Annotated in this window: 14 protein-coding genes and 1 tRNA gene; 3 read left to right on the top strand and 12 right to left on the bottom strand. The window is 59.4% G+C overall.

Translation table 11 applies throughout. The features are described 5' to 3' along the window. Positions 1–5 precede the first annotated feature (5 nt). From HDF16_RS07490 to HDF16_RS07465, 6 genes are read right to left on the bottom strand one after another with little or no spacing between them, the layout of a single operon-like run. The gene (locus tag HDF16_RS07490; RefSeq protein WP_184215073.1) at positions 6–833 is read right to left on the bottom strand and encodes an ABC transporter permease; all 828 of its coding nucleotides are present in this window, start codon (positions 831–833) and stop codon (positions 6–8) included. A gap of 35 nt (positions 834–868) precedes the next feature. Beyond that, on the bottom strand, positions 869–1,813 hold the full coding sequence (locus HDF16_RS07485; RefSeq protein ID WP_184215070.1) for an ABC transporter ATP-binding protein: 945 nt from the start codon (positions 1,811–1,813) through the stop codon (positions 869–871). Next, positions 1,810–2,685: a hypothetical protein gene (locus HDF16_RS07480; RefSeq protein WP_184215068.1), complete on the bottom strand. Its 876-nt coding sequence runs from the start codon at positions 2,683–2,685 to the stop codon at positions 1,810–1,812. Before HDF16_RS07480 ends, HDF16_RS07485 begins: the two co-directional genes overlap by 4 nt. Then, the gene (locus tag HDF16_RS07475) at positions 2,672–3,643 is read right to left on the bottom strand and encodes an ABC transporter ATP-binding protein (protein ID WP_246408958.1); all 972 of its coding nucleotides are present in this window, start codon (positions 3,641–3,643) and stop codon (positions 2,672–2,674) included. The genes HDF16_RS07480 and HDF16_RS07475 overlap by 14 nt, the downstream gene beginning before the upstream one ends. A gap of 1 nt (position 3,644) precedes the next feature. Next, complete coding sequence (locus tag HDF16_RS07470) at positions 3,645–6,248, bottom strand: FecR domain-containing protein (protein WP_184215065.1); 2,604 nt, start codon at positions 6,246–6,248, stop codon at positions 3,645–3,647. Continuing rightward, positions 6,235–6,786: a sigma-70 family RNA polymerase sigma factor gene (locus HDF16_RS07465; RefSeq protein WP_184215061.1), complete on the bottom strand. Its 552-nt coding sequence runs from the start codon at positions 6,784–6,786 to the stop codon at positions 6,235–6,237. The genes HDF16_RS07470 and HDF16_RS07465 overlap by 14 nt, the downstream gene beginning before the upstream one ends. Before the next feature lie 158 nt (positions 6,787–6,944). Here HDF16_RS07465 and HDF16_RS07460 point away from each other — a divergent pair, with 158 nt between their 5' ends. Together HDF16_RS07460 and HDF16_RS07455 are read left to right on the top strand one after the other, a co-directional pair. Continuing rightward, complete coding sequence (locus HDF16_RS07460) at positions 6,945–7,928, top strand: TIGR03435 family protein (protein ID WP_184215058.1); 984 nt, start codon at positions 6,945–6,947, stop codon at positions 7,926–7,928. Positions 7,929–8,030: 102 nt separating this feature from the next. Next, complete coding sequence (locus HDF16_RS07455) at positions 8,031–8,804, top strand: TIGR03435 family protein (RefSeq protein WP_184215054.1); 774 nt, start codon at positions 8,031–8,033, stop codon at positions 8,802–8,804. 87 nt (positions 8,805–8,891) lie between these two features. Here HDF16_RS07455 and HDF16_RS07450 read toward each other — a convergent pair whose 3' ends face one another. The 6 genes from HDF16_RS07450 to HDF16_RS07425 all read right to left on the bottom strand — a co-directional run bounded on the left by HDF16_RS07450 (position 8,892) and on the right by HDF16_RS07425 (position 18,839). Then, the gene (locus tag HDF16_RS07450; protein WP_184215052.1) at positions 8,892–11,009 is read right to left on the bottom strand and encodes a VWA domain-containing protein; all 2,118 of its coding nucleotides are present in this window, start codon (positions 11,007–11,009) and stop codon (positions 8,892–8,894) included. Next, positions 11,009–14,002: a carboxypeptidase regulatory-like domain-containing protein gene (locus HDF16_RS07445; RefSeq protein WP_246408841.1), complete on the bottom strand. Its 2,994-nt coding sequence runs from the start codon at positions 14,000–14,002 to the stop codon at positions 11,009–11,011. Before HDF16_RS07445 ends, HDF16_RS07450 begins: the two co-directional genes overlap by 1 nt. After that, the gene (locus tag HDF16_RS07440; RefSeq protein WP_221312587.1) at positions 14,002–15,186 is read right to left on the bottom strand and encodes a TIGR03435 family protein; all 1,185 of its coding nucleotides are present in this window, start codon (positions 15,184–15,186) and stop codon (positions 14,002–14,004) included. The genes HDF16_RS07445 and HDF16_RS07440 overlap by 1 nt, the downstream gene beginning before the upstream one ends. A 328-nt stretch (positions 15,187–15,514) precedes the next feature. Beyond that, a tRNA-Pro gene (locus HDF16_RS07435) sits at positions 15,515–15,591 on the bottom strand. A gap of 206 nt (positions 15,592–15,797) precedes the next feature. Continuing rightward, positions 15,798–16,070, bottom strand: a complete 273-nt coding sequence (locus tag HDF16_RS07430; RefSeq protein ID WP_184215047.1) for an oxidative damage protection protein — start codon at positions 16,068–16,070, stop codon at positions 15,798–15,800. 72 nt (positions 16,071–16,142) lie between these two features. Further along, on the bottom strand, positions 16,143–18,839 hold the full coding sequence (locus HDF16_RS07425; RefSeq protein WP_184215044.1) for a ribonuclease R family protein: 2,697 nt from the start codon (positions 18,837–18,839) through the stop codon (positions 16,143–16,145). Positions 18,840–18,974: 135 nt separating this feature from the next. On the opposite strand from HDF16_RS07425, the gene HDF16_RS07420 reads away from it, so the two are divergent. Beyond that, on the top strand, positions 18,975–20,531 hold the full coding sequence (locus HDF16_RS07420) for a DUF1593 domain-containing protein (RefSeq protein ID WP_221312585.1): 1,557 nt from the start codon (positions 18,975–18,977) through the stop codon (positions 20,529–20,531). Positions 20,532–20,557: the final 26 nt, after the last annotated feature.

The following is a 20,557-nucleotide window of genomic DNA, read 5'->3' as shown; positions in this document are numbered from 1 at the left end:
GCTGACTACTCTGTTGTATAGCGGATCTCGAGCGTCCGAATGCGATAGCAGGAGTAAAGCAGTACTGCCGTTATCAGCAGAAGCAAGCCGAGCGTTGCAGCCAAGCCTGAGACTGGTTCCGTCTCCACAGTGAGCAGCGCGATGAAGCCTTTCGCACCGACATCGACTGGCATCAAGTGGCGAAGGTAGGAGGCGACACTGAGCCGTTGGAGTATAGATGGCAAGACCGGATTGATTGCCTCCCATCCGAGAAAGAGCAGTGCGCCGGGAGTTGGATTCTTGAACACCATGCTCAATAGAAGAAAGACCGCTCCATACCCGAGGCAGGCGAGCACGATGATCAGAACGTACGCCTCTAACTGTCCGAGACCAGGACCATTGAATACGTAGTCTCTTCCCGCAGCGCCGAAAGGAAGATACATCAAGGCGAAATCAACGATAGTAGCCGTGACGAAGAGAAGCACCGCCGCGGCCGATCCAGCCGCGAACTTGGATAGCAAAAGGACTTCACGCCTGACCGGAGATAACAGGTAGAAGTGCAGGCTGCGCTCGATCATCTCGCCGCGAATGAGACGCGAGAAGATACCCAGACAGCCAAAGAAGACCCCGAGCCGGATGTAGTAAAGCTGAATAATACCCGCGAGCACCTGGGTGTCGTCGTTGAAAGAAGATGCGTCATGTTCGTTAAACAGGATGTGGATGAAGATGATTAGAGTTGGAATAAACGCTAGAAAATAAATCCAGGTCGCTCTCCACGAAAAGAGATTCCGTCTTAGTTCAATCTGGGTAAGACGTTTCGCCTGCAGCCGCCAGAGAGCCCATGGCTGTTGCATAAAATCTCTTCGCCTGCCGGCACCAGCTTGCTGCATCATAGCGTGCCTCCCTCGGAACCGATGAGGTACTGGTAGATCGCATGGGCATCGTCATCGGCGGGAGCTACTGCTTCGATCTTCACTGTCCCCTCCGTGGCGATGTCATTCAGAATCGAATAGAACTGGTCCACGTCACCGGTGCGTAGAAAGATGCCTCTTCCATCCGGATGCAGCCTGGCTTCGACACAGTGGTTCATCGCGAACATTTTGGATGCGAGTGCCTCCGGACGATCGCAGCGGACGAGCACCTGCATGGGCTTCTCGCGCACCTCCTGCCGCACCTGATGGATGTTGCCTTCGGCGATCAGGTATCCGCCGGTGATCAGCACAACACGATCAGAGATGCGGTCCACTTCATCAAGTATGTGGCTGGAGATGATGAGATGAATTCCTTGCCGTCCGAGTTCCTCGAAGAGCGCCATGGATTCTGCGCGAGCCATGGGGTCCAAGCCGTTCAACGGCTCATCGAGAACGAGTACTCTGGGCCTGTGCGCGATGGCCTGTGCGAGCCGAATCTTCTGGCGCATTCCCTTGCTGTAGCCGTCTATCTTTCGCCACGCAGCGGTCTTATCAAGCTGCACTCGTTGAAGCGACTCTTCTGCCAACTGGATGGCCGCGAGTTTACTCATCCCATGCAGCATCAGGCTGTCCAGAAGGAATTGCCATCCGGTAATGCCGCGTGGAAAGAAGTCGAACTGGGTGCAATATCCCACGGTTGCGAAGAATTTATTCGCGTCACGAGAAGATAGCCCCATTACCGAGATGCTTCCGCTCGATGGTTGCACGAGGCCTGTCAAGAGGTTCATCAGGGTCGTTTTGCCCGATCCATTGGGGCCTACAAGGGTCGTAATACCAGGCGGGATGGTAAGCGAGACGCGATTCACGCCAAGGACCTCACCATAGAACTTGGAGACATCTTCGAAGATGATCTGATCGTTCATCCGCGGACCACCTCGCGAGCGCGGATGCGCTTGTTCAGCATCACGACAAAGAGGCAGCAGGCCAGTGCAAGCACCGCGAGAATGGCTCCCACAGGAAGTTTTTTTAGCTCGTCGACGTGATCGTGCAGGCCCAGCAACCTCTGCCAGAGGGAAAAGGCTACGAGCGGAAGGTTGAGGAGAAGTCCCCACTTGGTGCGCAGCACTTCGCTGACAATGGCTCCGACGCCTGCCGGGACGAGGATCGCCGCAAAGATGATGCCGGTGGCGACCACTCTCCATTTGACCCAGGAAGAAAGTGCTAGGCCGAGAAGCGATATCAGCCCAATCCATACCAGTGATCCAGCGAACATCCCAACCGCGATACGAAGGTTCGCCGCCGCCCACGGCACCGGCGAAGCGTATCCCTGGTAGGCAAAGAGCAGCAGGCATGGAACCCAGGTGACTATGGAGAGAGTGGCAAACAAAGCAACGCACTTGCCAAGAACATAGCCGAAGCGCGAGATAGGATGGCTCAACAGAATGGGCAGCGCGTTGTCGACAAGGTCGAGCGTGATCAGTCGCGGCGCAATCCACGACGCGAGCGCCATCGCCAGCCATGACTGGATCGTCAGCACATTGAGGAAGAATGCTCCATCTATAGCGAGCACGCGCGGGCCAACGTTGCCCATCAGCAGCCTTGCGGCTGGATTGTTGGCGAGATAAATGGTGAAGAGGGCACCAATCGGGGGGATCAAGCAGACGACAAAGAGCACGGTGGTGAACTTCGAGCTCCAGGCTTCGGCCAGGCTGTATCGCCCGAGCACAAAGATGCGCGTCCAGACTGGAGTTACCCTGCCGGTATAGGCGCGGTAGTCATGTTTATGGATGGACATGTGCGGGGCGTCCTCCTTCTGTGACCATCACGCCGTTGTCCATCGGGCCGTAGTCCATCGCTCGGAGAAAGATGTCCTCAAGCGAGTCCCGGCGTACATGCATGCGGCGAATCTGCACCTTCTGTTCAGAGGCGATGAGATAAAGGTCGCGGGCCTCGACGTGTTCCGGAAGCACGAGCTTGATGCGGCCGCCGGGGAAGCAGGCGACCTCGCAGCCGAGGCCACGTATGCTTACAGAGAAACTTTCCGTCGCGCCCACTGTTTCAAGCTCCATGAAGCTGCGGTTCGAACGCCGCTCTTCTTCGATGTTGCATAAGGCCGCGATGCGCCCGCTCTTCAGGATAAGGACTTCGTCGCAGGTCTCATCGATGTCTCGAAGCAGGTGCGAGGAGATGAGCAGGCGGACGCTGCCTTCCTTGCGAATCTGCTGGATCAGTTGAATCATGCGCTGACGAGCGATGGGATCGAGGCCGTTGGTGGGCTCATCGAGGATCAGCAGTCTTGGCCCATGCGCGAGTGCCTGTGCAAGCTTGATGAGCTGCTTCATGCCAAGAGAGTAAGTGTTCACCTTGCGATAACGGACCTCCCCGAGCCCAACGTAGAAGAGCGCTTCATGGGCGCGTTCCAGAGCCTCTGCCGAGGGCAGGCCGGCAAGCTCTGCCATGTAGCGGACGAAGCGTACGCCGCTCATATTGCCGATGAAGGAGTCGTTCTCCGGCATATATCCGATGCCGCCGCGGATCTGGGCCCGGTCACGATAGGTATCGAGACCGAAGACGCGGGCTGTTCCACTTGTTGCACGGTGAAAGCCAAGCAGCGTATTGATCAGCGTAGACTTGCCCGCCCCGTTCGGGCCAAGCAGTCCAATCGCCTGGCCACGCAGCGATCCGCTAAGCCCGTTGAGGATGGCGCGGCCACCGAGCCGGACCTCGAGCGCATCGAGTTCAATCGTTCCCATGCTATTCACTTACGCTTCCACCTGACTGCTTGTTCCGTGTCCCTTCAGGATGCACGAGAGCTTCAAGTGCCAGAAGGTCAAAGCCAAAGATATGGCTGTTGCTGGCGGCCTCGATGCGGTTGTCCTTCCCCCATGCGCAGATCGCAGTCGGTCGGCCATCTGCTGCGAGTTGGGACAATGCCTGTGCCGCTTCGCCGCTCAGGTGAGTGAGCAATGGCGTCAACACCGGACCAACATTCTGATAGGCGATGGCGGAGTAGTTCGCATTCTCATCTGTGGGCAGCAGCGCTTTGAAAGCCGCGGAACGTGCCAGCGAGTTGCCGCTTGATTGCGCATGCAGGGCCTTCAACAGGATGGCGCGATCGGGAGCCATGATCATGTAGCCATTGGCAAAGACGTATTGCGCGACCGTAGCACCGGAGGTCAGGTCGTTGATCGAGTAAAAGATCTGACCGTCACTCTGGCTCGACTGGATGGCGATGTTGTGTGTATGGCTGCCGTTGCCTTGGTTGCGAATGGCGCCGGTCAATCGCTCGAGGGTCTTCTCAAGCTGGCCTGAGTTGCGAACTTCAACCACGGCTTTCCATGCGGGCGTTGGCAGCACTGCGCCATCGAGGGAGAGCAGGAAGTCGCCGCCAAGGTTTGCGGCGAGATCGTTGCGGACGCTGATCTTCAGCTTCGCCTCCGCGTCGCTCCAGTCGCTGTTCCCGGAGGGTTGAGCCATTTTCATGATGTCGTCCGCGATGGCTGCGGGGTCCTTCGAAAGAAATGCGACCGCGACGGCGGCATTCGGTGTGACAAACTCGAGCGACCCGATGGGCGCTGGGCCCGCGAGCCATGAAGCCGCTCCCTGCCGAGTACCGGCGAACTGCAGATTGACATGGTTTTCAGGCAAGCCATTCCGCTCGCGATGTTCGGCGATCAGGTAGCGGACTCCATCCATGCCGCTGTTCTGCAGTGCGTTGAGCTTGGCTGGACTGTCGTGGCTGAGATCGGAGGCCGTGTGCAGCATCTGGTGGAGGTCTGCGGCGAGAATGACTCCCGCGCCGCGACCGTAGGCAGCGGTGATCTGCTTTCCAAAGTCTCCCGTGGCAAAGCCGCTCGGCCCGCTATTCAACTGGGCATTCATCTGTTTCAAGATCGCAACACTGCTTGAGAAGACGACCTCATGTTGCCGCACAAGGGCATACGGCCCACGCTGGTTTGATGCCGGGTCGGAAGCGACAGCAAGCGAAGCCTCGTCAACCAGGGTGATAGAAGGGGCCGAAGTCCTCAGGACATCGCCCAGGCCGCTCTTCTGAAGATCGGCGACGATCGCAAAATCAGGGTGAGACTTTGCGTCCCCTGTCTGCTGAACGCCGACGATCACGACTTCATCGCCGAGGTATTCGCTCACCTGGTGAAGCTTCTCGACGAGATCGTCCAGTTCCGCTGTGTTGTGGTGCGAACCATTCTCCCACCACTGCTGAAGCGCAGGGCTCTGCTTCAACTGATCGTGGAAGATGTTGTTCGCCTCACTCAGAAAGTTGCCGAGGTTGGGAATGCTGACGTAGAGCAACGTATTGGAGGGAACGCGAGCGAGCAGATCGCTCGTGTACCTGAGCTGTGGTGTGGGGATCTGATCAATGCGACGCTGCAGCGTGCTGAACTGCGCGAGCAGAGGAAGATACTTGTCGAGGTCGCGGCTCCAGGCGATCTGCTGCTCCACCGGCTCCGAGCTCAGATTGTCGTTCGTCGATACCTGATCGCCCGCATGCATCAGCGTGTCTAGTCCCGCGTGAGTCACATGCACGGTGCCTTGCAATACGGCGACGCGTGAACCTTTGATGCCAGCGTTTACTGAAAAGACGGTTCCAGTGACGGCCACACGGCAGTCCGGTGTCTTCACATAGAGGTGGCCTGAGGTGCGTTTCGCCGCCTGCACGATGACCGCTCCATTATCGACAGCGACCGTCATATTTCGTCCTCTCGCGCCAACCGCGAGAACGCTTCGTTCGTTTACCTCGACGGTTGAGCCGTCCGAGAGCTGAAGTGATGCGTGGGCTCCTCCGCCCATCCGCACATGGTCGCCTTCGTTCAGCTTGTCGCCAACCAAGAGCGGCGCGTCGCCTGCCTCCGAGATGCGGTAGGCAGTGCCATCCAGCGATTTCACCTCGGCGCGAACTCCGGGAGGAACCTGCCAGAACGCGCGATAGAGGAAGAAGGTCAGAGTAAGGACCGCGAGAGTGGCCGCCAGTGCCCAGCGGAATGCGCGAAGGTTCCATGCAGAAGTGCGCACGGGCTGAGGAGTGGACCAGTCCAGCGCCGGCTTTCCCGGGCCAGCGGCGTTGGAGCGGTGACACTCGCCACAATCTTTCAGGTGGGCGCGAATCACAAGTGCACGAGCGTCAGAGAGTGTTCCGGCTCGATACGATCCGAGCATATGCTGCACGTCAACGCAGCTCTCAATCGCCGAGCGAGCCGAGAGATTGATCGCGCTCGTCGAGTCGATGCCGAGACGAGCCGCCACTCTTCCGGTAGACGCGGAGATCTGCGTTGCATCCGGTTCAGCGGCGTGAATCGCGTCAATTGCGGTCTCAAGTAAGGATTCGCTATCGTGTCTCATTGATCTTCCCATCCATTTCTATAAGTCGTCTCTTCAGCCTTGATCGCGCGTTGTGCAGCGTAACGGCGACCACAGCCTGCGAAGTTCCCATCAGCGTCGCGATCTCTTTGTTGCCCAACTCTTCGAAGTAACGCAAGGCAAACATCTCGGCGGCCTTTGGCGACAGCTCGCTGATCGCGATCCTTAATGCATCGCCCAGCTGCCTGCTTGAAAGCTCGGCCTCGGGCGAACTATCCCGGCTAGCAGAGGCGACATCCGCTGCCTGGTCAAGCGGTTCTGTCGCGGTCCTCTTTCGCCTGCGCAGCAGATCGAGAGCCCCGTTAATCGCGGCGCGATAGAGGTAGCTGCCGACGTTCTCCATCGGTCTGTCCGCACTTGCCAGCCGAAGAAACAAATCCTGCGCAATGTCTTCCGCATCCGCCATGCTGCCCGTGATGCGATGAGCCGCAAGCAGCACGCGCCGGTAGTGCTCCGCAAAGAGTTGCGAGATGCTCGCTGTGGACGGTATGGTCACGCTGGCGGCTGCCAAGGGGTTCACCTTCTCATTTTTCATAAGGATGACGCAGCGGCCAGGAAATTATTAATGCCGGTGGTCAACAATTACGCGAGAAGGTCCAGGGATGTTCCGATTTTCAGAATCGGGCCAAGATGATTAGATAGAGAAGCCACTATCGACCGTGTGGGGTCTAAGTTCCCATGAAGCTTTTCGCGCTCTGCTTCGTCTGCAACCTCGCCACTTGCTCCGCCATCGCCCAGAGCGCAGCTAGCCCCACGCAACTCGCCTTCGACGTCGCCGCTGTCCGCCCCAGCAAACCAGACGCTTCGCCGCGCAGCAATGTCCCTCTCGACGCTGGAAACGTCTACGGCACCATAGACGCCGACGACGACCGCAGTGCCGCCAGCGGTTTGTTTATTGCAACCCACCAAGCCCTGTGGCGCTATATAACGTTTGCCTACAAGCTGTCCGGTACGCAGGAGCTCGCTCTCCGCTTCAACATGTTCTCCGGTGCGCCCAAGTCCGACGCACCCTCCTGGGTGACAGGCACCTTCACCACCTCGCCTGAGTTCTTCGACATTTCAGCGCGCGCCCCCGCAGATACGTCGATCGACCAGATGCGCCTTATGATGCAGGCCCTCCTTGTAGACCGCTTCCATCTAGTCATTCGATATGTGACAGCGGACGCTCCCGTGTTTGCGCTTGTCGTCGCAAAGTACGGCGCGACTGGCCCGAATCTGAAGCCGCACTCCCAATCGGACTTCTGCGTCAGTTCTGCGCCTGACCCATCTTTAGACTCTGCCCCCCATCCGGCAGCTACTCCCTCTTCCGTAGGCGATCTTCCGCCCATCTGCGGTGTGATCGCGCATGTTCCGTCGTCAGCGCCCGGCCAGCACTATGGGGCCCGTGCCGTTTCGCTCTCGCTCTTCGCCACGTCTATCCCAACGATGACTGGACTCGCCATCATGCCTCGGCCTGTCGTGGACGATACAGGTCTCTCTGGGCTCTACGATTTCACGCTGTCGTGGGTGCATGATTCCGCGGACGTAGACGCCGCAATCGATGACAACTCCGCTAACTTCCGTGACAGTCTCAAGAACCAGCTAGGCCTGAAACTTCAACCCTCCCACGCTCCGCTGAGCTTCCTCGTTATTGACCATGTAGAACGGCCTTCTGAGAATTAGTGGCTGAAGAGATTTCCTCGACGCAGGCTAAATCTTGGTGATTCGCAATTCCCCGCATTTTACAGATAATGTTGAGCACAATATTCGTCGTAAGGAGCATTCGTGATCCGGAGTAGCTTCGTTGCCGCCTGGCTTTTCTGTTGCATCTCACCCAACCAATTGCTAGCTACCCCAACCGCGCCCCTTGCCTTTGAAGTTGCTTCCATCCACCCACATCAGGGTCCCCTCCATGTCATGATGGGTTTTTCGTCCTCGGGTTCACGGCTTACCCTCGAAGGCTATAACTCGACGCAACTCATTCTGGAGGCATTCAACCTCAAAAGCTATCAGGTTTCATGGAGTTCAGAGGCGAAGCGGAAGGACGACATCTATTACGACATAGCCGCAAAGGCCGAAGGCGACGCCGCACCAACCAAGAGGGAATTCCGTCAGATGTTGCAGACGCTGCTAGCCCAGCGGTTCAATCTGAAGTTTCACCCAGAGAACAAAGAGATGCCGGTGTACCTGCTCGTTGTTGGCAGGAACGGCCAAAAAATCAAGAGTAGCGCTCCCGACGCGTCTGAAGGAGGGCTGTTCGGCGTCCATGGCCGAAATCAGACCATCGCCATGCCACGCGAGTCGATGGTGTCCCTCGCCGACGACATTCGAAACACCTTCATGGTCGATCGACCGATAGTCGACAGAACAGGTCTCACAGGCGCCTATGACATCAAACTGGAAGCTACCCCGGAGTTCAGGATCGAACACAATCCCCAACCAGAAGACATTAGCGTATTCACTGCCGTTCAGGAGCAGCTTGGGCTGAAGCTCGAACCTGCGAAAGCAGACGTGCAAGTTCTTATGGTTGACCGCATCGAGAATCCCTCTGACAACTAAGAAAAGGGAAGTTTCGTGAACGCGATCATGGCCAACAAGAAATCTCTGTGACCTCGCGATCGCAGAGTTGCGACTCAGTGACAGCCCTTAGGGCGCTACCGCCATCGCCCCGCGCCACGTGGCGATCCTGTTCGAACCCGGATCGAGGACCGTCACCTGGGCGTCGTACTCGCCCGGAGCAAGTCCGGCGAGCGAGACTTTCATAGTGATGGGAGTAGTGCCAAGGCGGTTCTCTGCGAGTGGTTCCACCTTTACTGCCTGTGTCTCCATCGACTTCTTGCCATCGTGAAGAAGTGTTACGTAGGCGATGATTGGGCTGCGTGATGCGGTGCGATCCGCCGGCAGGACGCCTTGGTACGCCTGCAGCAGAATCTCCAGATCACGGTCTGAGCGGAAGACGCGCGTAACGCTTGGAATGAGCTTTCCCTGGGCGTTCACCAGAGGGTTGACGGCGTCGTTCTTCGCTTGATCCTTACCCTTCATCGTGTTGTAGAGAGCTGCCTTCGGATCGACGCGTTGATTGCTGAGCACGACAGAGCTTATCGCCAGCCTCGTCGTTTCCTTGTTGAGGTTAGGAATTACGAAGCTCGTCTGATAGGTGCCGATGCGTCCCGTCTCATCGTCCCGAGCGAGAAACTTGATGCTGTAGCGGCCGGGTAACAGCGTGAATCCGGTGCTGTACTCGATGGGGCGCTTGCTCAACTCCGCAGCCGTGGCGTCTGATAACTTTACGTCCACGTTATCGCGCAGGTTGGTGACGGTGTTGCCGCCGATCTCATCCTTGATCTCGCAGACGAAGTCGATGACGGTATGCTCTTTGCTGAACTTCTTCGCGAGCGCGAGTTCGTGGCCTGGAATCTTCACGGTCAGCGGCACGAAGTACTCCGCACGATTCAACTGGAAGTAGTTCAGCTCCATTCCGATAGTGAGTTCGGTGATCGGATCGCCGAGCGCCAGCGCGTCTTCCAGCTGGTGTTCTTTCTCGGTGCCGTTGAACTTGCCGAACTCTTTATTCGCATAGTAGCCACGGCGATAGTCAAGCGACGCGTTCAGAGTTCCGGCTACCGAGATATTGATCTTGCGGAATGCGCCGTTTTGCGCGGTGTTGGTCGTGTAGTAGCCGATGAGGTAGTAGTCCGAAACGGCATGCTGCGCCCTCACGATGCCCGCGTTCAAGTCATTATTGTCGAAGAAGGCCTTGCCGCCTGTGTCTGCCGCCAGCGCGTACAGCGTGTCCTGCGACTGCTGAAAGCGATCGTTCGAGGCTTGCGCCGCTGCGCCGCTGTACACGCCTTCGTTGCCAGGCGAGCCCTGCGTTGCGTCGCCGAGAGGAGCGCTTGCTACGAGGCCGCGCGCGTCTATCGGCCAGAAGGATACCCCTGCCTTCACGGCAGCTTCCACGGTCGCATGAAGCTGGGCCTGGTTGTCGTTGCCGTTCAGGCGCAGGCCGCTCGCGAAGTACAGCAGCGTCTTCTTCTCGCTCATGGCTCCGAGCATGTTCGAGGCAGTCTGTAGTGCGGACAGCTGACGATCCGTATTGAAGATGTTGAACTCACCGGAGTCCTGACCGAAGGCTGCCCCGACATCGGCGCTGCTGCTGTCTTCGACTCCCTCCGTATTATTCTGCCCTTCGCCGACGATCATCGTTCCAAGGATGCTCAGCATCTTGTTGCGCTCGTCGGAGAAGTCGAGCAGCACGTCGACGGAACCTCCGCTATAGCGCAGGATCGAGACCATGTCCGCGGAGGTCATCTGTGTCCGGATGAACTTTTCCGCCGACTGCAGGGCTCGCAGTTGGTCATCCGGCGTCATGGCCGTCATGTCGAAGTACATGGCGATCAGCCGCTTATCTTTGTACTTTGCAGACTGACTGTACGAGGTCCGCGAAAGCTTCTTGTAGATCCTGATCTTCTCGTCTTCTTGCGGTTGCTTTGGCAGCGGCTGTGCATCGATGGGCAGCGACTCGTGCTCGAAGATGCGAATCTTCTGCGGCGCGCCGTCCTCGGTAATCGTGAAGTCGTTAGCGGTAAGGTTGGGAATGAACTTGCCCGACTTGTCCTTCACCACAACGGCCTCAGTCACAAGCTGTGACTTCACGGTCATGCTGTAGGTGCCGTCTTTGCTCTGAACCTGATTAGTGCCGATCTGCTGCGCGAACAGATGCGGTGCCAGAGCTACAGATGCGAGGATGAGATATCGGATCATCAGAAGCGCAACCTCCCGCTGAGTTCAAACGATCGCATGGACTTTGGCGCAACCGGCAGGCCGAAGGTCGAGCTGTTGGTGATATTGTTCCACCCAGTAAATACAACGTGGTTCAACACGTTGGTGCCGTCGACGCGCACATCGAACGAGAGTGGATCGCGTAGCTTGAAGGTGCGGGCGAGGGAACTGTCGAGCGTGACGGAGCTTGGCCCCTCAATGGAGTACCGGCCCGCTGTGCCCCACTGGCCCGCCGTTGGTGCGGTGAATGATGCGGCGTTCAGGTGATAGCCGTTCGACGCGACGTACAGGTCAGCAGCCGTGCGATTTGGACGGATCGTTCCGGTGAAGCCTGTTCCAGGAACAGTGGTGAGATAGATCGGCGTCTGCGGCAGGCCGCTGCCTACGCTCAGTTGCGGTGCAAGCGTCCACTGCTTCAGCAAGCGTCCGCGCCATCCTGTCATCAATGTGCCGCCACCGATGCCTGTTCCGGAGGTGTACTGGAAGCTGAACTTCAGCAGGTGGCGTTGATCGAAGGAAGATCGGCTGCGCTCCGCGCCAAGGTCCTGCCAGTTCTGCGCGATGGTGTCAGAAGGCGTGTTGTATGGATCGAGCGCAGAGGTATAGGTGGTGGTCGCACCGCCTCCAAGGTAGGCATCGTTGTCGATCGAGTGGGCGTACAAGTAGTCGAGCGTCGCGGTCAGGCCACTGCGCAGGCGGCGTCTTACCTGCAGCTCACCCGCATGACGAATCGAACTGCCGTTTGATGTGCGATAGAGAAAGCCTCGCGGACACTCCGCGCATACGACAGTTGCACCCGGAGCGTAGGTGTTGGGCAGAAACTCCTGAAGACCATCGCTTCCTTTCGAGCCAAGGTACGTTCCCGTCAGCACGATCGATCCCGGCAAATCCTGCTGCGCAGATAGTCGCCACGTCTGCGCGTAGCCCACGCGGAAGTTGGGATCGATCGCGAACGTGTTCGATGTGGTGCCGCTGCAATCCTGAAAGCCGTTCGCCAATGTGAGAAGGCAGGTTGGACTGTTCGACACGCTTAGACTCTTCGAGAGCGGTGCCTGTTGCGCCATGTTGCCTGCCGCGGAGAGGTATACGGACGTATCGACGTAGACGCCATAGCCTCCGCGGATCACAAGCGGTTTCGCGGGCAGCGGTCGCCACGCAAAGCCGAGGCGCGGTTGAAACTTGCGGAAGTCAGGCCGCACCAGCGAAGACGGGTATCGGGTTTGGGTGAGCGTCCCCGTTGGGCTGTATCCGATCACGGGTGCGACGGCGCTGAAGTCTGGCGCGATGTCCAGGTTGACGAGACGCCCCTTCAACTCCGTGACTGGTGCGCCGTAGTCCCAGCGCACACCGACGTTTACCGTCAACTCCGGCCTCATGCGCCAATCATCAGTCACGAAGACATCGCTGGCAGACTGCCGAAAGTACTTGTCCGCATTTCCGTACGCTAGCTTGCTAGCGTCCGGCACGCCGGTTAGGAAGTCTTGAAAGTCTGAGCCTGTCGCTGCGCCGGTAAAGGTGAAGCTGCCGCGCGGATTTGCCTGCTGGAGTTGATTGAACTCCTGCCGCCGAAAGTCCCCGCCGAAGGTGACGGTATGGTGGCGATGGGTCCATGTCGCACTCACGCCAACGCCATCTGTGCGGTTGCGATCGAACGCACTTACCCCGTCGGTAAGCGTCGAGATGCCGCTCGAGAAGCTAAGGTCCGGCGGCCCCCAGTTGGTCGCATCCTGCAGGTTGCCGGCTATCCCCGCGTTGCCACTGATGTTGGCGCGATTCGCGAAGTAGGGCGTGACTGTCGTCCTCATGCGAGAGAAGCGGAAGGTCGTCTCGACGAAGAGCTGGTGCGGGAAGCGATGCGACCAGTTCGCGTCCGAATTGATGCCGAAGGTGTCGATGGTGTCGCGGAAGTGGAAGAGGCTTTCGGTATCCGACCGTGTGCTGCTCACGGCGAGTTTGCCGAACACCTGGTCCCGGCGACCTATCGATTTATCTATGCGCGATTGCAGCGAGTCCGTATGCGTGCCGTTGAGCACCTGCGTCTGGTAGTTGTAGCTGGTGCTGTTTGCAAGATTCGGCAGCGGATAGAGTGCAAGCAATGCCGCAGCCTGCGGACTGATGTCGAAGGGAGTGCCGCCAACGATGCCGCTTCGTTGATCGAGGGTCGGCACCAGGCCGGAGATGGTGCTGGCGTCGCGGTTGCGCGTCCATTGATAGGCCACGAAGAAGTTCGGCCCGTTATAGAAGAGATGTGGGATACGGATGGGACCGCCGAGCGTCGCGACGCCGGTGAACTGCGTGTACGAAGCCTTCGGTGATTCAAGTCCCGTAATGGAGTAAGGTCGCGCATCGAACGGCGAAGCACTAAGTTGGAAGCCGAGGCTTCCGTTGTAGAGACTCTTGCTGCCTGCGCGACGTGAACCGAAGGCTTGTGCGAGCGAGTACTTGCTGGTGGCTGCGTTATTCGAGCTGCCGTTGATCAGCATGCCGTCGGCGGATTTGTCCGCATCTCCTTCCGGCTCTGCTGGCGCCGGCGCGTTTGCTACATCCGCATCGATGATCTTCGCTTTACTTTTCTCAGCGGGGAGAATCAGCGCGGGCAGGGGTGCGGACGGCAACACCGCCTTTGCGGAGGCGAGGAGATCCGCCAGCGGAAGCATCTGCATCTCGATGGAAGGTGCGGCTGTGGTTTCAGGGATGGTGACGGTGGCGTTGACCGCTCGAAATCCCTGCATCTCGACCATGAGATGCCACTCCCCCGTGTCGATGGACGGGAACTGGTAGAGCCCTTGCAGGTCCGTGACAGCGGCCAGGTTTTTCCCGCCCTGAGTTGCGGTTACTGTCGCGCCCGGCAGCGGCAACCCGTTCAGAGTGACGCGACCATGATGTTCCGCGGCGGAGGCCACCATGGCCGCCGCCCACATCAAGGCCGCTGTGACTGCACGGACGGATTTGCGGCTGAGTATCCAACCCCGCATTAGTTGTCGCTCGGCTTCTCAGCATGATCGAGGATCATTACATCGACCGCAGTCTTCTCCGCGTCGAGCTTCAGGCCGATCTGCTCCTGAATGGCAGTGAAGATCGGCGGCGGCGCGTCGGGCGACTCGTCCGGCACAATCTTCACCCCGAACACCTGGAACTGGGTCTCGTCCGGCGTCCACTTCAATGCGCCATCCCAATGCCCTTCAAGGCCGGTGTGGTTCACCACAGGTCTGTCGAACACTGCTCCCTGCATGCCATGACAGAAGTCATCGAGGGTGTCGTCGCGGAAAACGAGATTGCCGAGCTTTGTGAAGTAGAACGAAGCTCCTTGATGATCGCCCGCTTCGTTCTTGGTCATCTTCGGGCCGCCCTTCGCGACCGTCAGAACGTAGGCTGATATGTCCTTCTTGCCTGGATGAAACTTCAGGCCGAAGCGGTCCGCCATCAATTTCCGTAGCATCGACTTCAACTGCTTCTGACTCGGTGAGCCCGGCTGGTCAGGTTCGCCCGTGGTGATATCGAACTTGTCCGTCTCCATCCATGCCGGTCCGCCAACAATCTGTTTCGAGTTCACGTCGTACGCAAACATGATGACATCGTTCAACGTTGTGTTGAAGGTCTTGAACTGACGAGGCGCGCCACCGAACCCTTTACCCTTCGCGTCCGGAGCAGCCGGCTTGATCGTAGCAACCTCCCAGCTTGGGTCAGCGTCCGCAGCCATGGGTGCAACCGGCTTCGGCGGCTCAGGAATAGCCCACATCGTCTCCTTTGTAGCGCGTGCCAGGATCAATGGAAGAGTCTGCCCTCCCTGCTTCCACTCGCCCACGAAGGTGTTTCCATCCACAGACAACTTGCCGGTGTACACCCCGTCGATGTCTTCCAAATTCATGCGAAGCTCCCCATCTCGGAAGGTCGTAGCCTTGACCGGCAACGGCCTGGGCGTCTGATCGATGCTGTACCACTGCGCCTGCAGCGTGCCATCTGTACTTTTGCTGATCTTCACCACGGTGCGCAGATCTTTGCCGGCATGCAGCGTCCCCTGCCACGTGTCGTCGATATTTTGGGCGGCTGTGGCCGGTGCTGCCTGCCCTGTCGCTGCGAGAAGGAAGGAGGGCGAGAGGTTCAATGCGCTCAACGATAGCGCAATCATAGAAATGCGAAGAGGCAGACCAAGGCGCATCGGAACTCCTGAAGATGGAAGAAGAAAGCTGACACTCTTTATACGTACGAGGAATCGAAGCGTTCCACTTTTCGCGCAAAGAAATATTGACATAGGAATGAATTTCCGGCGGACTCGTTCGCTCTTCAGCGCTTTTGCGATCAAGTCGCCACTCGCGAGAGTGTGGCCTTATGGTGATGTAATGGGGATTCCAGCGGCAAGCCAGGATTCGATAGTTCAAGCCAAACTGCTCAGAATGATGTTTCGAGCTTGTCTGCAGACGGCGGAGTGGGATTCGCGCATAAGGCGCCCGTTCAATCAGATCTTCCAAAGGGCTGAATTGGAAGAATGGTCGGGACGACTAGATTCGAACTAGCGACCTCACCCACCCCAAGGGTGCGCTCTACCAGGCTGAGCCACGTCCCGACTTTGTTGCAGCCGTCGATCAGGTTCAGGAATCGGGTGATTCAGGCCTGAGACGGCGGGGTATGTTGCAGGTTTAAGTGTACACGATACGGGGCTTTGGCCGGAGGGAGCAGCGCAGGAAAGGGTCGTGGCGGACCCACTCATCGCGTGGAACAAAGGAGCGATGAATGGGGCACAGATTTTCTGTCAGATTTGCGGTCTGCCGATTAGTGGGTGGGGGCTACGAATTCCTTGGGCAGTGCTCCGCCCTCGCCGAAGAAAAACTCGTTCATCTGCTCGACGAGGAAGTCCTGGGCCTCGCGGGTCCAGGGCTGGAGGCGGTACTCGTTGAGGAGCATCTTCTGGCGCTCGACCCACTCGCCCCACGCCTTCTTGCTGACGTTCTTGTAAATCTTCTGGCCGAAGTCGGAGTCGAACGGGGTTTCGTCCAGACCCTCCATCTCAGCCTTGTACTTCACGCAAAAAACCATGTGTGCCATTGTGTGCGGAATCTCCTGAACTTCCATTGTAGAGGGATTTTCGGCGCCCTGGATTCGGACGTAGGTGAGGAGCTACTTGCGTTTGCCTTTGGCCTTCTTGTCGCGGGTGCGGACCTTTGATTTTGTCTTGCCCTTTTTCTTGCCGCTCCGGTTGGGGCTGGAGTGCGGACGGTCGCCTTCGGGGCTTGCGGCGGTCTTTGACTTCTTTCGTGGCTTGATCGCTGCGGGGTCGTCTTCTGAAGGGACCAGGGCGAACTGCAGGCGGCGCTGCTGGCGGTCGATGCGGTCGAGTAGCACATGGACGCGCATTCCCATCTTGAAGACGCGGCCGTTGCGGTCGCCGACAATCTGGCGGTCGGTGTCGCGGAAGCTGTAGCGATCGTCGACGAGTGAACTGAGCGGGACGAGGCCTTCAATGAAGAGGTCGTCGAGTTCGACGAAGAAGCCGTACTTGGTGCAGGAGAGGACGACGGCCTGGAAGTCTTCGCCGACGCGGTCCTGCATGAACTTGATCTTCTTCCACTCGATCAGTTCGCGCTCGGCGTCGGCGGCGCGGCGTTCGGTCTGGCTGCACTCGCTGGCGATCGCGTCGAGCTCGGCCTCGGGGATGGGCGCTTGCGCGGCGTTCTCGGCGGCTTCCTTGTTGGCCGTCTCCATGCTGCGCTTGCGGGTCTCGGAGGACCAGGGCTGCGGAGCGTCGCTGAGGATCGCGCCTCCGATGGGGTCCGCACCGGAGTCGAGCAGGGCGCGGAGGAGGCGATGGACGATCAGGTCGGGATAGCGGCGGATGGGCGAGGTGAAGTGCGTGTAGCTGGGGCTCGCGAGGGCGAAGTGGCCGACGTTCTTCTCGCTGTAGCGGGCTTGTTTCAAGGAGCGGAGCATTAAGTAAGCCAGTATCCGTTCTTCGGGCTTGCCAGCGATTCGGGCGGTAAGCTTCTGGTACATCTGCGGCGTGACCGGGATGGATTCGGGGATCTCGTGGGTCTGGGCTTGGCGATCGGTTCCGCGAACGTTGCGGCGGTCGCCCCTGGTCTGGACGCGCTTGACCGGCAGACTGGAGAAGCCGAGCGAGTAACCGAACTGGCTGGCGGTCTCCTCGAAGTCGACGATGCGCTTGGGGTCCGGTGTCTCGTGGATGCGATAGATGCTGGGCACGACCTGCGACTCGATCCAGGTGGCGACGCACTCGTTGGCGGAGAGCATGAACTCTTCGATGAGGCGGTGCGACCAGCCGCGTTCCGAGCGCACGATGGCGTGCATGTCACCGTCCGGGTTGAAGAGGATGACCGGCTCCGGCAGGTCGAAGTCGATGGAGCCGCGCCGCTTGCGCTTGGCGTTGAGCTTCAGCGCCAACTCGTACATGCGCTCGAAGTCGGGGACGAGGTCGGCGAACTGTTCGCAGGTGGCTGCGTCGTTGTCGAGCACGCTCTGAATCTGCGTGTAGGTCATGCGGCGGGCGCTGCGGATGATGCCCTCGCAGATCTCGTAGCCGAGGACTTCGCCGCGCGCGTCGACCTCCATGATGCAGCTGAGGACGAGGCGGTCTTCGTCCGGGCGCAGGCTGCACATGCCGCTCGAGAGCGTGTTGGGCAGCATGGGGATGGCGCGGTCCGGGAAGTAGACGGAGTTGCCGCGCAGGCGGGCTTCGAGATCGAGCGCGGTGCCGGGCCGGACGTAGTGGCTGACGTCGGCGATGTGGACCTGTAGCTCCCAGTTGCCGTTGGGCATCGGCGTGACGAGGACGGCGTCGTCGAAGTCGCGGGCGGTCTCGCCGTCGATGGTGACGATGTTGAGGCCACGGAAGTCGCGGCGCTTGCCCTCTTCCTCGGCGATGGGGAGGGCGGCGGATTCGGTGGCTTCGGCGAGCACGTTGGCAGGGAAGACGTGCGGGAGATGGTGCTTGCGGATGATGATTTCGACGTCCACACCGAAGGCATCGGGAGGGCCGAGAATCTCAAGGACGCGGCCCTTGGCAGGGCGGCCGGCGGAAGGGAAGTCGGTGACTTCGACATCGACGGCGATGCCTTCGAGCGGGTCGAGCTTGGTCTCATCGAACCAGTGCGCCTGCTGCGTCTGGGCTTCTTCGCCTAGAACACGATGTGTCGTGAGCTGCGGCGTGGCGGGCATCTCAAGCCCGTCCGGGATGAGGATGGGCTGGGTCATCCTCTCGTCGAGCGGCGTGATGTAGTTGCCGTGAAAGAGTGGAGCGCTGTCCCAGACCGCGCGGCGGCTGCTGGACTTGGCGTAGTGGAAGATGCCGACGACGGTGGGATTGCGGCGGGTGAGGACGCGGGCGATGCGGCCCGACCGGCGGCCATCGCGACCTGGGGGAGCCTCGTCGACGAGGACTTCGTCGCCCTGCATCGCGCCGTTGATCTCGTTCGGTGGGATGAAGAGATCGTCATCGCGGTTGGTGCTTCCATTGGGCCGGACGAAGCCGTAGCCGTCGCGGTGCAGGTCGAGTTTGCCGGCAAGGAGGCGGTCGCGGGTGGCCCGGTTCTCTACTGGCGCGGCGGCGAGATGACGTGGCGCGCGCGCCGTCTTTGCGGGGATGGCCGAGGGCATCGACCACTGTTCGTTGTTGATCTTGACGAGTTCGCCGCGGGCGGTGATGCGGGCGAGTTGTTCAAGCAGCAGGCGGCGCTCACGGCCTCCGCCAAGGCCAAGCTCGCGGACGAGCTGCTTGTATCCGGCGCGGCTGCCAGCGGACCGCTCCACGCGGCGAATCAGGTCACGGTCGGTTTGCGGGTACGGCCCCTGCTTTGCCATAAGAACGTTGCGGCGGGCGTTGTGGGAGCAATCGCAGCAGCCGATCTCAGGCTACACGAAGCGGAGCCGCAGCGTGCAGGTTGCGGATAGAATGTTCGCACTGACGGAGCCGTGGTCTGGCGCGATCGGAGCGGAATGCGAGATGGATTTGTGATCGAGAGAAGGCTGCTGCTGCGGAAGAGGCTGCTTGTTGTCTCTATGGGTATCGCGGCGTCGATGGCATGCCTTGCCCAGTCCGCTGGTCCACCGCCTATCGATAGCTTCGCAGGGCATCCGCGCGTGGCGATTCTGAGCGACATTGGCAACGAGCCCGACGATCAGATGTCGTTCGTGCGGCTAATGCTTTATTCGAATGAGCTCGACCTTGAAGCGATGATCGCTTCGACCTCGACATGGCAGAAGACAGCTACGCATCCTGAGACGATGCACGCGATTGTTGCTACGTATGGGCAGATGCGGGGGAACCTGTTGCTGCATGCGAAAGGATGGCCGGAGGCCGCGACGCTCGATCAGCGCATCTTTGCTGGGCAACCTGCGTATGGCATGGCTGCAGTGGGTAAGGGGAAGACTTCGGCGGGATCGCAGGCGCTGATGAGGGCCATTGAGCGGGATGATCCGAGGCCACTGTGGGTCTGCCTGTGGGGTGGCGCAAATACATTGGCGCAGGCGTTGATCGATCTCCGCGAGACGAGGCATTCGGCTGCTGAGATGGAGCGGCTGGTGAGCCGGCTGCGGGTGTCCTCCATCTCCGATCAGGACGACGCGGGTGCGTGGTTGCGGCGCGAGTTCCCAGGGCTCTTCTATGTCGTTCAGCCGAGTTCTCAGAACGGCGAAGAGTACTTCTACGCAACCTGGACTGGGATCAGCGGAGACCTCTACTACCGCGGCGCGACGGGCGCGGACACAAGCCTGGTCACGAACGAGTGGCTCGACACGAACATCCGAGCCAAGGGCCCGCTGGGCAAGATGTACCCGAAGTTCATGTTCATCATGGAGGGTGACACGCCTTCGTATCTTGGCTTGATCGACAACGGATTGAACGCCTATCGCCGGCCGGACTGGGGTGGATGGGGCGGCCGTTACGTCTATCGCCAACCGCATGGCGAGACCCACACAATCTGGAGCCAGGGCGGCGATCTCTTCAGCCGCGCAAGCTCGCAGGACCGCGTCAAGGGTGTTGACGGCGTCGAACACGTCTCTGACCAGGCCACGATATGGCGCTGGCGCGAAGGTTATCAGGATGACTTTGCGGCGCGGATGGACTGGACGGTGAAGGACTTTGCGCATGCCAACCATGCGCCGCAGCTTGTGGTGAATGGCGAAGCCGGGACGGGCGTCGTCGAGATGACCGCCGATGAGGAGCAGACCGTCACATTGGATGCGGCGGGTAGCAGCGATCCAGATAGAAATACGCTGCACTATCGCTGGTGGGTGTACGAAGAGGCGGGGCTGTCGGGGACACATGGGGCCGATGTTGCGATCGCCAATGCAGACACCTCTAAGGCGACGGTGACGGCTACGTCCGCATGCCGTGCAGCTTGGATCTCAGGTCTCATTCCATGCAAGGCGGAAGGCGTTGCGCACATCATCCTCGAAGTGAAGGACGACGGGACGCCACGGCTGACTTCGTACCGCCGCATCGTGCTGCACGTGCGGCCACCGGCTACGACCGCCGATGCTTCACCTCATTGAAGTTGAGTTGTTATGGCGGTTTCTTA

The sequence above is a fragment of the Granulicella aggregans genome, from assembly GCF_014203275.1.
In the GTDB taxonomy this organism is placed as follows: domain Bacteria; phylum Acidobacteriota; class Terriglobia; order Terriglobales; family Acidobacteriaceae; genus Edaphobacter.
The sequence above is the reverse complement of the archived record's forward strand: the minus strand, read 5'-3'. Positions and strand labels throughout refer to the sequence as shown.

Coding starts and splice junctions, on each gene's coding strand:
- HDF16_RS07490 (WP_184215073.1), bottom strand. CDS start 833: ATGCAACAGCCATGGGCTCTCTGGCGGCTGCAGGCGAAACGTCTTACC.
- HDF16_RS07475 (WP_246408958.1), bottom strand. CDS start 3,643: ATGGGAACGATTGAACTCGATGCGCTCGAGGTCCGGCTCGGTGGCCGC.
- HDF16_RS07470 (WP_184215065.1), bottom strand. CDS start 6,248: ATGAGACACGATAGCGAATCCTTACTTGAGACCGCAATTGACGCGATT.
- HDF16_RS07460 (WP_184215058.1), top strand. CDS start 6,945: ATGAAGCTTTTCGCGCTCTGCTTCGTCTGCAACCTCGCCACTTGCTCC.
- HDF16_RS07450 (WP_184215052.1), bottom strand. CDS start 11,009: ATGATCCGATATCTCATCCTCGCATCTGTAGCTCTGGCACCGCATCTG.
- HDF16_RS07480 (WP_184215068.1), bottom strand. CDS start 2,685: ATGTCCATCCATAAACATGACTACCGCGCCTATACCGGCAGGGTAACT.
- HDF16_RS07445 (WP_246408841.1), bottom strand. CDS start 14,002: ATGCGGGGTTGGATACTCAGCCGCAAATCCGTCCGTGCAGTCACAGCG.
- HDF16_RS07440 (WP_221312587.1), bottom strand. CDS start 15,186: ATGCGCCTTGGTCTGCCTCTTCGCATTTCTATGATTGCGCTATCGTTG.
- HDF16_RS07485 (WP_184215070.1), bottom strand. CDS start 1,813: ATGAACGATCAGATCATCTTCGAAGATGTCTCCAAGTTCTATGGTGAG.
- HDF16_RS07425 (WP_184215044.1), bottom strand. CDS start 18,839: ATGGCAAAGCAGGGGCCGTACCCGCAAACCGACCGTGACCTGATTCGC.
- HDF16_RS07420 (WP_221312585.1), top strand. CDS start 18,975: ATGCGAGATGGATTTGTGATCGAGAGAAGGCTGCTGCTGCGGAAGAGG.
- HDF16_RS07430 (WP_184215047.1), bottom strand. CDS start 16,070: ATGGCACACATGGTTTTTTGCGTGAAGTACAAGGCTGAGATGGAGGGT.